The sequence below is a fragment of the Kitasatospora sp. MAP12-44 genome (genome assembly GCF_029892095.1).
Classification (GTDB): Bacteria; Actinomycetota; Actinomycetes; order Streptomycetales; family Streptomycetaceae; genus Kitasatospora.
The window spans coordinates 2108094-2119883 of record NZ_JARZAE010000004.1 but is presented as its reverse complement, the minus strand read 5'-3'; the positions used below and the strand labels follow the sequence as shown (position 1 = coordinate 2119883).

Genomic DNA, 11790 nt, shown 5'->3' with positions numbered 1-11790 from the left:
CCTCACCCTTTCGGATTTCTGGAGAATCTCCTGATGACTGACACCACCATCCGCTGGGAGCAGGGCGAGGACGGCATCGTCACGCTGGTCCTGGACGACCCCACGCAGTCCGTCAACACCATGAACGCGGCCTTCACCGAGGCGTTCGACGCCGTGGTGGCCCGGCTCGCGCAGACCGAGGGCCTGCGCGGTGTGGTCATCACCTCGGCCAAGAAGACCTTCTTCGCCGGCGGCGACCTGCACCTGCTCTCCTCGGCCGGCCCCGAGCAGGCCGAGCAGATCTTCGAGACCTCGCTGCGGATCAAGCGCGCGCTGCGCACGCTGGAGACGCTCGGCCGCCCGGTGGTCGCCGCGATCAACGGCAGCGCGCTCGGCGGCGGCCTGGAGCTCGCGCTCGCCTGCCACCACCGGATCGCGCTGACCGTGCCCAGCAGCCGGATCGGGCTGCCCGAGGTGACCCTCGGCCTGCTGCCCGGCGGCGGCGGTGTGGTGCGCACGGTGCGGATGCTCGGCCTGACCGACGCCCTGCTCAAGGTGCTGCTGACCGGTCGCCAGTACCGTCCCGCGGCCGCGCTGGAGATCGGTCTGGTGCACGAACTCGCCGACACCCCGGAGGAGTTGCTGGCCAAGGCGAAGGCCTGGATCGAGGCCAACGAGAGCCCCGTCCAGCCCTGGGACGTCAAGGGCTACAAGATCCCCGGCGGCACCCCGGCGACCCCGGCGCTGGCCGCCAACCTGCCGGCCTTCCCCGCCAACCTGCGCAAGCAGCTGGCCGGCGCGCCCTACCCGGCGCCGCGCAACGTCCTGGCGGCGGCCGTCGAGAGCAGCCAGGTCGACGTCGACACCGCGATGGTGATCGAGGCCCGCTACTTCACCGAGCTGGTCTGCGGGCAGACCGCCAAGAACATGATCCAGGGCCTCTTCTTCGACACCCAGGCCGTCAACTCCGGTGCCGGGCGCCCGGCGGGCGTGCCCAAGCGCGCGGTGCGCCGGGTCGCGGTGCTCGGCGCGGGCATGATGGGCGCGGGGATCGCGTACGCGTGCGCCAAGGCGGGCATCGAGGTGCTCCTCAAGGACGTCAGCCTGGACGCCGCCGAGCGCGGAAAGGCCTACTCCGCGGGCCTGTTGGACAAGGCGGTGGCGCGCGGGCGGAGCACCGCCGAGCAGCGCGCCGAGCTGCTGGCGCGGATCACCCCGACCGCCGACCCGGCCGCGCTGGCCGGCTGCGACGCGGTGATCGAGGCGGTCTTCGAGAACGCCGCCCTCAAGCACAAGGTCTTCCAGGAGGTCGAGGGGGTGCTGGCGCCCGACGCGCTGCTCTGCTCCAACACCTCGACGCTGCCGATCGGCCTGCTGGCGGAGGGAGTTGAGCGCGACGCCGACTTCATCGGCCTGCACTTCTTCTCGCCGGTCGACAAGATGCCGCTGGTGGAGATCATCAAGGGCGCGCGGACCGGGGACGAGGCGGTGGCGCGCGCCTTCGACCTGGTGCGGCAGATCGGCAAGACGCCGATCGTGGTCAACGACTCGCGTGGCTTCTTCACCTCGCGGGTGATCGGCCAGTTCATCAACGAGGGCGTGGCGATGGTCGGCGAGGGCGTCGAACCGGCCACCATCGAGCAGGCGGCGGCCCAGGCCGGCTACCCGGCCAAGGTGCTCTCGCTGCTCGACGAGCTGACCCTGACGCTGCCGCGCAAGATCCGCGCGGAGGCCCGGGCCGCCGCCGAGGAGGCCGGCCACACCTGGGCCGAGCACCCGGCGGACGTGGTGATGGACCGGATGGTCGAGGAGTTCGGCCGCCCGGGCCGCAGCGGCGGCGCGGGCTTCTACGACTACGACGCGGACGGCCGGCGCGCCCGCCTCTGGCCCGGCCTGCGCGAGCACTTCGCGCGCCTCGGGGTCGACATCCCGTTCGAGGACCTCAAGGAGCGGATGCTCTTCGCGGAGGCGCTGGACTCCGTCCGCTGCCTGGAGGAGGGCGTGCTGACCTCGGTGGCCGACGCCAACGTCGGCTCGCTGCTGGGCATCGGCTTCCCCGCCTGGACGGGCGGCGTGCTCCAGTACATCAACGGCTACCCGGGCGGCGCAGCCGGATTCCTGGCCCGCGCCAAGCAGTTGGCCGCCACCTACGGCGACCGCTTCACCCCGCCGGCGCTACTGGAGCGGGTGGCGACGGAGGGCGGCACGTTCAAGGACTGACGCAGTCGCTGGTGCTGCGGCTGCCCCGCCATCCTCGGCAGGGCAGCCGTTCTGGCCTTTCACCCCGGGAACACAGTGTGAACTGTATGGAGCTGCTGGATCCTGCCGCACTCCGGCCTCGTTACGCGCCCCCAATGAACAGCACAGAGGTCCCACTAAATATAACCCCGACAGATCCCTTGGCGCACTATGTATCCGCTAGCTTTATGGGTCACCCACGAAGGGCGGCCCGTCGACCCTGTCGGTAGCTACGCACGGGAAAGGCCATATAAGACCACGGGAATTCCTTGACATATTCGGCAGATGCCTCGAAATGAGGCCGCGCCAGAGAGTGCTGGCCGGTGATCGTATACCAGAACGCCGCGAAGTTATGTAGGGATTGTTGACTCTCGACGTTCCCGTGGTCCAGCCAGTTCGAAATAGTCCTCTCGGCCTGCTTTCGAACAGTCGACCTATTGACGAACGCCTGCTTTTCTGTGCTCGGCAGGTTGAACCAGCGTTCAATGTAGACCTGTACAAGATTCATGCGAACGGGCGAACCGATCGGTACCGATCGATATTGATTCTCGACAAATCTTTGCAGAACCCCGACGGGGGTCCCCCACTTAGGCGACAGAGACAGCACAAGCTGCTCGTTTCCGCGGAGGTGGGTATCGCAGCGAGCTACTACCTCGGCGAATCTCTCCACTGTTTGATCCACACCCACCTGCTGGCCACGGGCCATGTGGACCAGCAAGACCCATGGAGTGGGGTCTTCCGGCGCAAGGTGCGCCGCTCGGCGACACATGGCCTCCGCATCCCCCAGGATCTCCCAGAATGAGCGAAAAGATCCACTCTTCGTGTGAGCGGCCCGCTGATATCCGCGGACCTTCCAGGCTCGTAGGACCTCGTGCGTGCCCCGTAGCATCCACGCGTAGGCATCGTCGCCCGATGATGTGAGCCAGCCGTCGATCCATTCGGGCAGCTCTGCCCCGTGCCGCCTGACCAGTTCCTCGGCTGCAACATACGCGATATCGGCCCGCACATTGGGATCAAGCTCGCCAGCCAATGCCGAAGAGACATGAAAAAGGTCTTTCCGTCGCGCGGCATCGCGGGCAGATATCAACTCCGGCCGCCCATAGGTGGAGTCCATGCGTGCACCGCCCAGGCGGTCCGCCAATATTCTGATCATCTGGGTATAGTAGCCGCTGCATCTAACCGGAAAGGCCCGATGCTGCCGGACGTTTGGGATAAAGTGTACGTATTCCACACGGCGGCGCCGAAAATATGCGCGCCTAGGCGAAGACGATGCTGATCCATGGGCTTGGCCGCTACCCACGGCCACCGCCTGCACGCATTGTTCGAACTCGCCTTGCGCACCGGGCTCCGTAAGGGCGAGATCCTCGGCCTGCGCTGGGAAGACCTCGACCTGGCCGGCGGCACCGCCAGCATCCGCCGCACCCTCCAGCGCACCAACTCCGGTGGTCTGACGGCCCTCCCGACGAAGACCCAGAGCTCCGAGCGGCGGATCGCCTTGCCCACGCCGTGCGTGCGCTCACTCGAGCAGCACCGCGACCGGCAGCGCCGGGACCGCGAAGCGGCGGGCGTGGCCTGGAAGGACAGCGGCTACGTCTTCACCCGGCCCAACGGCTTCCCGATCGAGGGAGCCACCCTCACCCGGCACTTCAACGCCCTGCTTCGCTGGGCCAGGATCCGCTGCATCCGCTTCCATGACTTCCGGCACTCGGCGGCGACCCTCCTGCTGGAACAGGGCGTCGAACTCGTCGTCATCAAGGAACTCCTCGGCCACGCCCACTTCGGCGTCACCGCGACGGTGTATGCCCACGTCCGGCTCCGCCTCCAACGCGACGCTATAGATCTCCTCGGCCACACCCTCCGCGATCCCGCCGAGACCACCGGCCTGCCCGATGACGGCGACGACCCGCCACTTTGCGCAGCACCCGTCCGCTGACGTTGCCGTCAACTACTGCCGTCAAGACGTACGAGGGGCCTCACCAGGAACGAATCTGGTGAGGCCCCTCGCCATTTCTAGCTGCACCCAAATTGAGTGCTCACAGCCCGAATATCTACTTGACAACCTCGAAGCCCTGACACATCAATCAGGCGCGACGCTACCGGCCCACAGGGGGCGTTGGAGGAGAATCTTGTCCACGAAGCATATCGATGGCCAAAGCACCGCCAGGCACAACGGTTCCATAGTTGGTATCCACGAGCACTTCGAACCCTCCAGTCAGAGATTCGACAATCCCAAGGACGATAGCTGGATCTCGATAGTCAAGACTGAACGCCGCCACCGGAGACACCGGATAAAGCGTGGTCGGCCACTCATCGAACAGCCCTTCAGCCTCTGGATCAGAGACGGAAACCAGATAGCCTCGCGAGCCGCTGATAGATACCGAAACTAGGTTTTCTTCGCTGGCCACCGCCCCCAGATGCGCAAGTAGCTCCGCAATCCGGCCTAGAGTCACAGTTGAATCCTGAAACACAAGGACCACTGTCTCCATTACTGTCTCCCTACCCAAGCAGCCACATCATCCATCGTCCGAAATACTGGCACCCCGAGCTCCTCGATCCTTGCGGCAGGCCCAGGTCGAAGCTTTGGACCATAGACCGCTAGCGGCTTACCGCCCGTATTGGGGAGAAGTCGATCCTGCACCTGCCCGACCTTGCCGCCACCCTTACCACAGGTGACCTCGCAGATGAAATTGTCGCCGAAGACGTCGTGATCAGTCGCAACCTTGCCATCTGGACCATAAATGAGCTTCCCCTGCCCAATGGTTTTTCCGGGGAATGCCTTCTGCAGGAAGGACTGCATTTCCTTCTCAGCAGTAGCCGGATCGCAGTTGTGCACCAGCACCGGCGTGATCCCCGCCAGCACATAGTACGTGTGCTACGCGACCCCTCCCCACCTGCTTTCTCGCAGGTCAACGGTGGTTTGACGGTCCGTCGGTGTCCGTGGATGTGCGCCGAAGTCCGTGGTTGTTGCCGTCGCTACTGCCGTCAGAGGTGTAGACCAGTCGTGCTGTCGTCGGTCGCGCGCGTGATCCTACTGCCACGCTCCGGGCTCGGCGCGGACGATGGTGTGGGTGGTCTGCCGATAGGACTGGTGGCCGGTCTGCGCGCAGTGTCCGGCGATCCAGCGCGTCAGGTCATCGGGGGTGTGCATCTCGCCGGCCGCGGCCGCGCAGTCCTGTTCTTCGCCGGTGACGCAGAGCGCCTCGAAGGTCGGCAGCGCCGAGGGGTCCGGGTCGGTGGTCACGTTGTACTCGCGGAACCGGTAGCGGGTGGTCGTCCCCATCAGTGTGGTCCTTTGCCTCTGTCGCGTCATCGGGTCTCGAAGGTCTACCGCCGTGGTGGTGTCGCGGACTTGGCCGTCAGTTGTGCTCGTCAGGTCGGGCATCTTCGGTCGCCTCCTGTGGGGCGGGGATGCGCTGCCCGCGCGAGTCCGCGATTCTGAGAACGTCCGACAGGGCCTCGGTCAGCCGGCAGGCCAGCCAGCGGTATTCGACGGCCGGCCGTACGGGCGTACCAGGTTCCAGGACGCCTCGGGCGTACTCCAACAGTTCCTCACCCATGCCGATCTGCACCGTTTCGATGTCGTCGGCGAGGGTCGAGAGGTACCCCCTACCGTCGGTGCTCAGGTAGCAGGGGTTCCCGTCCGGGGTGGTCCAAGGAAGCAACCGAGGCCCCTCCCCTGCAGACTCCGCACTCCCGCGAGACAGGCGTTCCGCTTGGCTGCTGTTCTGGTTCATCGTGCCCGCCCGTGATCGGCTTCGCTGTGGCTGTTGATCAGGGTCCCCTTTGGCGCGAACCTTGCGGAGTAGCCAGCGTGTCTGCCTCTGTGTCTGCCAAGCTGGCCAGGTGCGGGAGACGGTCGGGGAACTGGTCAGGCGGCTGCGCCGGGCGCGCGGTTGGAGTCAGCGGCGGCTCGCCGAGGCGCTGGCCGATGCTGCTCCCGGGCGGATCCCTCCGACGCGAAACGACGTGTCCCGCTGGGAGATCGGCACTCGGTCCCCCTGGGAGTGGCTGCCCTTCCTGGCGCTGGTGCTGGAGGTTCCCCGCGAGCTGCTGGAAGCGGCGAAGGCAGTCCAGCCCCCCGAGTCCGCGCCGCGCATGTTGACCGTGGCCGACTTCCTGCCCGAGGGCGATCCGCTGTCCCCGTTGAGCGCCCGTACGGGCCGTCGGATCGGGGCTGGGCAGGTGACCGACCTGGCTCAGCGGGTCCACGGCCTGCGGCTGGCCGACGACGTGGTGTACGGGAAGGACTTGATCGCCCCGGCCCTGCGGGAACTGCGGGCGGCGGTCACGCTCTACCGCGAGGGCACCCACACCGAGCAGGTGGGCCGTGAACTGCTACGGGCGATTGGCGAGTTGGCGCAGATCGCCGGTTGGGTCGCATCCGATGCGGGCGAGCATGCCGAGGCGGAGCGGATCTACCGGCTCGGGATCAGTGCCGCCCGTGCCGCCGGGGACGGCGTGCTGTCGGGGAACGTGGCGGGCTCGCTGGCCTACCAGTGGAGCAACACCGGACGGGCAACCGACGCGGTAGACCTGGCTGCCGCCGCAGTGGCAGAGGCCGGTCCCGATGCTCCGGCGAAAGCCCGCGCGCTGTACTTGGACCGGGTGGCCTGGGCGCACACCCGCGCCGGCCAGGACCGCCCTGCGATGAATGCCCTCGGGGAAGCCAGCGAGGCCCTGGCCCAGGACTCGGCCGGCACCGAGTCACCGTCGTACCTGTACTGGATGGACGCCGGGGAACTCCAGGTCATGGAGGCCCGCGTCTACACCGAGCTGCACCGGCCACTTCGCGCCGTACCGCTGCTGACGGACGTCCTGGGCCGTTACGACGCCAGTCACGCGAGGGAGTTGGCGCTGTACCTGTCCTGGCTGGCCGTGGCCTACGCCGACGCGAACGAGCCCGAGGCCGCAGCCGGGACTGCTGGCCGGATGCTCTCCCTGGGGCAGAGCGGCAGCGAGCGCACCACCGAGCGCGCACGGATCGTGATGGACAGGCTGCGAGCGTTCCGCAGCGTTCCCGAAGTCGCCGAGCTGCTGGCGTCCTGATCGTCCCGATCGCGCGGGGGCCGAGTTCGGACTGCTGCTTGCGGGCGTCTCGGCACTCGGCGGGCTGTGCACGCTCTGGTCGCTCGGCACAGGAGCGGTCGGCAGGTCGGCGGGGAGCCTGCGCTGCGGAATCGAGGCGGCGTCGGACATCGCCCACGGCGGGTCCGGCGGCGGAAGAGGGAGGGTCGGACCCCTGGCCGACCCTGTGCCCGCGATCCGACCGTAGGACGGTCGCAGGCGACAACTTGCTCCGCAAGGCGCAAGGAGTCCTTACCCCACAACTTGCTCCGACCCTGGGCGGTGCTCGGGTAAGCAGCGCTTACCCGACAACTTGCTCCCATCGGGCACCAGTCGAGCCCCACTCATGACCTGGCAGACCGCTGATCGCCGACACCCGCGAAGACCCCGGGGCCGGTCTGACCCTGGGTCGGTCGGCGACGTCGAGCCACCTCCAACGGGCGGGGCCCGCCTTGAACCTCGTAGAGAAAATCTGGACGCACCCCCGGCCCCTGGCCGTCCTACGGCCGACGGGTCAGCAACCTAGCTCGGTGCCGCCCGCTTCCAGGGCTTCGACGCGGGCGCGCAGGGCGGTGAGCTGTTCGAGCGTCTCGGCCAGTGCCAGCTCCAGTGCCTCGACGCGCGCCGCCGTCCCGCCGACGGGCGTGTCCCCCGCTTCCCCGTCACCTGAGTCACCGTCGGCGTCGGGGTGGGCGACGAAGGCTCCCTTGCCGGGGCGGGAGATCGCGTAGCCGTCCTGCTTCAGCAGGGCCATGGCCTTCTGCACGGACAGGCTGGAGGCCCCGTACTCCGCCATCAACACGGCCTGCGTCGGCAGCGCGTCCCCGGGCTTCAGCAACCCGGAGCGGATCCGTTCCCGCAGGGCCTCGGCGATGACCTCGAACGTCAGCAGCACCGTGCCGCCCGCCGGTCTACGCCCCCGCCGCCCCACCGTCACCGCAGGTCACCCCGCCTTCTCTGCGCCATTACCACCGAAATCCGGCCCGTCCAAAACGGAAGACCCAGGGCACAGTACCCGCACCCCACCAGGCCGCCGAAACAGATGAGGAGGGATGTACTTGAATGCGCCATTGAAGCGATGCTACCTTCACGCACCGCTGGTGAACACCACCGCTGACCAGGACAGACGTCCCCGGCCCACCATCCGCGCCCGCCGTCACGCGCACCGTGCCCACGTGCGCCGATCACCCGGATCGCCCCTCAATCGCCTCTCCTCTTCTCCCGACTCCTGCCGGAGGTCTGTCCCCATGCCCGCGCAGCTCCAACTCCCCACCCCCGCAACCACCTCCACTCCCGCCAGCACGGCGTTCGCCGCACCGGCGCGCACCACCAGCCCCGACACGTCCGCGAACAGGAACTCGGCCCTGGAACGCCGGGCGCGGCTGACCGCCAGGCTGGCCAAACTCGCCGCCGCCGGACACCTCGCGCCCCTGGCCCGCCAGATCGGCTCACTGGGCGGCTGCGCCCGCCCGATCCGCATGACCGGACACCGCACCCGCCTGGACACCGCCACCGGCCAGATCCTCGACCACCTCGAAAGCCGCCACCTGCCCGCCGGCGAACTCCTGGTGTGGTGCGGCAACCGCCGCACCACCCGCTGCCCGGCCTGCTCCACCCTCTACCGCTACGACACCTACCAGCTCATCGCCGCCGGACTGCGCGGCGGCAAGACCGTCCCGGTCAGCGTCGCCACCCACCCCCGGGTCTTCGCCACCCTCACCGCCCCCGGCTTCGGCCCCGTCCACAACCAGCCCGCTGCCGCCCCCTGCACCTGCGGCACCCGGCACGCCGACGGCGACCGACTCCTCGGCACGCCGCTCAACCCGGAGCGGTATGACTACACCGGCGCGGTGCTGTGGAACGCCCACGCGCCTGCTCTGTGGGCCCGCTTCAACAGCCACCTGCGCCGCGAGATCGCCAACGCCGCAGGACTGCCCCAGCGCACCCTGCGCCACCACGCCACGCTCTCCTACGCCAAGGTCGCCGAATACCAAAAGCGCGGCCAGATCCACTTCCACACCGTCATCCGTATCGACGGACCCACCGGCCCCAACAGCACCCCACCCACCTGGGCCACCACCCAGCTCCTCGACCACGCCATCCGCGCCGCCGCCAAGCGCACCCGCGTCCAGCACCAGCGCACCTCCGAGGTCGGGGAGGCCGACGGGTCACAGTCGCCGGAGTCGACCGTGTTCCGGTTCGGGCGACAGATCGACGTCCGCGCGGTCCGCAGCATCGACTTCACCGGCGACGGCCCAGTCACCGACCGGCACGTCGCCGCCTACATCGCCAAGTACGCCACCAAGGGCGCCGAGACCACCACCGGCACCCTCGACCGCCGACTGCGCTTCCTGGCCGAACTCGCCCAGCATGACCTTACCGACCACGCCCGCCGCATGATCCACACCGCCTGGCACCTCGGCGTCAAGCCTCAGCACACCCACCTCCGCCTGCGCCAGTGGGCCCACATGCTCGGCTTCCGAGGCCACTTCTCCACCCGCACCCGCCGCTACTCCACCACCCTCACCCGCCTCCGAGCCGAACGCACCACTTGGCGAACCCGCCAAGACGACGCCACCGCTGCCTCGACGCCGACCGACCCGGCCTTGCTCGGCCGACACGCAGGCCAGGGACCGGCCGGTGAGGGCCAGTCGGTCATTGACCGGCACAGTGACTGCGATGACCGCAGTGCCCTGATCGCCGGTCACACCGACCCCGGCCCCGGTCACCACGCCGGTCACCACGAGAAGCGCGAGCGATCCGGCGGCGCGGACACGACTCTGGTGATCTCGCACTGGCAGTACGCGGGAACCGGCCTCCTGCCCGAACTCGCCCACCTCGCTGACCTCCTGGCCACCACACCGCGCTCCCGGACCGAGCAACCGAGCCGCCCCCGGCATGCGCGGTGCTCCGGTGACCTGGCCGGTCACACCACCGACCCGCTGACCACCGCCGTCCAGACGGGGGCCATCGCGTGACCGCCGACGCCGAACTCCTCACCGTCCCCGAGGTCATGGCCCACCTCAAGATCAGCCGCTCCACCGTCTACGACCTCATCCGCACCCGGCGACTGGCCTCGATCACCATCGGCCGCGCCCGCCGCATCCCCGCCCATGCCCTGACCGCCCTCGTCCACCACCAACTCAAAGAGGCAGCCTGATGACCACCCCCGACACCAACCCCGCCCCCGCCGGTTCGCGCAGGGTCCGCGCCAACGGCGACGGCACCGTCTACCAGCGCAAGGACGGCCGCTGGGAAGCTGCCGGATACGTCCTCGCCGCAGGCGACACCCGCAAGCGCATCCGTGTCTACGGCACCTCGAGGAAGGACGCGCTGGCCCAGCTGACCGAGAAGATCGCCGCCAGCAACCGCGGCATAGCCGCCCCCACCGCCCAGGGCAGCGTCGCAGCCTTCCTCACCTACTGGCTGAAGACCGTCGCCGTTCACCGACTCCGCGAGAACACCCACACCCGTTACACCGCCTGCGTGCGCCTGTACGTCATCCCCGGCCTCGGCAAGAAGAAGCTCGCCAAACTCACCGCCAAGGACGTCCGCACCTGGCTCGACCAACTCCGCACCACCTGCCAGTGCTGCGAACGCGGCCTCGACACCGCCCGCGACCAGCCGCAGTGCTGCGCCATCGGAACGTGCTGTTCCAAGCGCCTCTCACCGCTGACCCTGGCCTACGTTCACTCCGTCCTCAAGTCCGCCCTGGAACACGCCGTCCGCGAGGAGGAGATCCCGCGCAACGTCGCCCGCAACGTCCGCATGGGCACACCCCGCCCCCGCCGCTTCGAACCCCTCACCACCGAGGAGGCGCGCGCGTTCCTCGCCGCCACCCACGGCCACCGGCTGCACGCGCTGTTCGAACTCGCCCTGCGCACCGGGCTCCGCAAGGGCGAACTCCTCGGCCTGCGCTGGGAAGACCTCGACCTGGCCGGCGGAACCGCCAGCATCCGCCGCACCCTCCAGCGCACCAACTCCAGCGGCCTGACCGCCCTGCCAACCAAGACCCAGAGTTCCGAGCGGCGCATCGCCGTGCCCACGCCGTGCCTGCGCTCCCTCGAACAGCACCGCGACCAGCAGCGCCAGGAACGCGAAACGGCGGGCGCGGGCTGGAAGGACAGCGGCTACGTCTTCGCCCGGCCCGACGGCTCCCCGATCGAAGGGGCCACCCTCACCCGGCACTTCACCGCCCTGCTCCGCCGGGCCAGGCTTCGCCGTATCCGCTTCCATGATCTTCGGCACTCGGCGGCGACCCTTCTCCTGGAGCAGGGCGTCGAACTTGTCGTCATCAAGGAGCTGTTGGGCCATGCCCACATCGGGGTGACCGCGACGGTGTACGCCCACGTCCGACTCCGCCTCCAGCGCCAAGCCATCGACACCCTCAGCAACGTACTCCGCCACCCCGCAGACGCCACCGCCGAGCCCGACGGCGGTGACGATCCACCGCTTTGTGCGGGACTCGTCCGCTGACGTTGCCGTCAACCGTTGCCGTCAAGGCACCCA

General features: G+C 68.6%; 11 protein-coding genes and 1 pseudogene. 6 read left to right on the top strand and 6 right to left on the bottom strand.

Translation table 11 applies throughout. The annotated features are described in order from the left end of the window. Positions 1-33 precede the first annotated feature (33 nt). On the top strand, positions 34-2199 hold the full coding sequence (locus P3T34_RS10010; protein ID WP_280665661.1) for a 3-hydroxyacyl-CoA dehydrogenase NAD-binding domain-containing protein: 2166 nt from the start codon (positions 34-36) through the stop codon (positions 2197-2199). 211 nt (positions 2200-2410) lie between these two features. Here P3T34_RS10010 and P3T34_RS10005 read toward each other — a convergent pair whose 3' ends face one another. Beyond that, positions 2411-3370, bottom strand: a complete 960-nt coding sequence (locus P3T34_RS10005; RefSeq protein ID WP_280665660.1) for a hypothetical protein — start codon at positions 3368-3370, stop codon at positions 2411-2413. A gap of 76 nt (positions 3371-3446) precedes the next feature. On the opposite strand from P3T34_RS10005, the pseudogene P3T34_RS10000 reads away from it, so the two are divergent. Next, positions 3447-4150, top strand: a pseudogene (locus P3T34_RS10000) (site-specific integrase); the annotation flags it as partial. Between the two features lie 160 nt (positions 4151-4310). Here P3T34_RS10000 and P3T34_RS09995 read toward each other — a convergent pair. The 4 genes from P3T34_RS09995 to P3T34_RS09980 form a co-directional block, all read right to left on the bottom strand. Continuing rightward, positions 4311-4703 carry a hypothetical protein gene (locus tag P3T34_RS09995; protein ID WP_280665659.1) on the bottom strand — a complete coding sequence of 131 codons (393 nt, stop codon included), beginning with the start codon at positions 4701-4703 and terminating at the stop codon, positions 4311-4313. Further along, positions 4703-5056: a hypothetical protein gene (locus P3T34_RS09990; RefSeq protein WP_280665658.1), complete on the bottom strand. Its 354-nt coding sequence runs from the start codon at positions 5054-5056 to the stop codon at positions 4703-4705. Before P3T34_RS09990 ends, P3T34_RS09995 begins: the two co-directional genes overlap by 1 nt. Positions 5057-5245: 189 nt before the next feature. Further along, positions 5246-5497: a hypothetical protein gene (locus P3T34_RS09985; RefSeq protein ID WP_280665657.1), complete on the bottom strand. Its 252-nt coding sequence runs from the start codon at positions 5495-5497 to the stop codon at positions 5246-5248. 76 nt (positions 5498-5573) lie between these two features. Continuing rightward, positions 5574-5951 carry a hypothetical protein gene (locus P3T34_RS09980; RefSeq protein ID WP_280665656.1) on the bottom strand — a complete coding sequence of 126 codons (378 nt, stop codon included), beginning with the start codon at positions 5949-5951 and terminating at the stop codon, positions 5574-5576. A 109-nt stretch (positions 5952-6060) separates the two neighbouring features. On the opposite strand from P3T34_RS09980, the gene P3T34_RS09975 reads away from it, so the two are divergent. Continuing rightward, complete coding sequence (locus P3T34_RS09975; protein ID WP_280665655.1) at positions 6061-7263, top strand: helix-turn-helix transcriptional regulator; 1203 nt, start codon at positions 6061-6063, stop codon at positions 7261-7263. Positions 7264-7795: 532 nt separating this feature from the next. Here the strand turns inward: P3T34_RS09975 and P3T34_RS09970 are convergent. Further along, complete coding sequence (locus P3T34_RS09970; protein WP_280665654.1) at positions 7796-8176, bottom strand: winged helix-turn-helix domain-containing protein; 381 nt, start codon at positions 8174-8176, stop codon at positions 7796-7798. 352 nt (positions 8177-8528) lie between these two features. Between P3T34_RS09970 and P3T34_RS09965 the strand changes: the two genes are divergently transcribed. Genes P3T34_RS09965 through P3T34_RS09955 form a run of 3 tightly spaced genes read left to right on the top strand, consistent with a single transcriptional unit; the run spans position 8529 to position 11757 of the window. Continuing rightward, on the top strand, positions 8529-10259 hold the full coding sequence (locus tag P3T34_RS09965) for a replication initiator (RefSeq protein ID WP_348534647.1): 1731 nt from the start codon (positions 8529-8531) through the stop codon (positions 10257-10259). Then, positions 10256-10441 carry a helix-turn-helix domain-containing protein gene (locus P3T34_RS09960; protein ID WP_280665653.1) on the top strand — a complete coding sequence of 62 codons (186 nt, stop codon included), beginning with the start codon at positions 10256-10258 and terminating at the stop codon, positions 10439-10441. Before P3T34_RS09965 ends, P3T34_RS09960 begins: the two co-directional genes overlap by 4 nt. Next, the gene (locus P3T34_RS09955) at positions 10441-11757 is read left to right on the top strand and encodes a site-specific integrase (RefSeq protein ID WP_280665652.1); all 1317 of its coding nucleotides are present in this window, start codon (positions 10441-10443) and stop codon (positions 11755-11757) included. The genes P3T34_RS09960 and P3T34_RS09955 overlap by 1 nt, the downstream gene beginning before the upstream one ends. Positions 11758-11790: the final 33 nt, after the last annotated feature.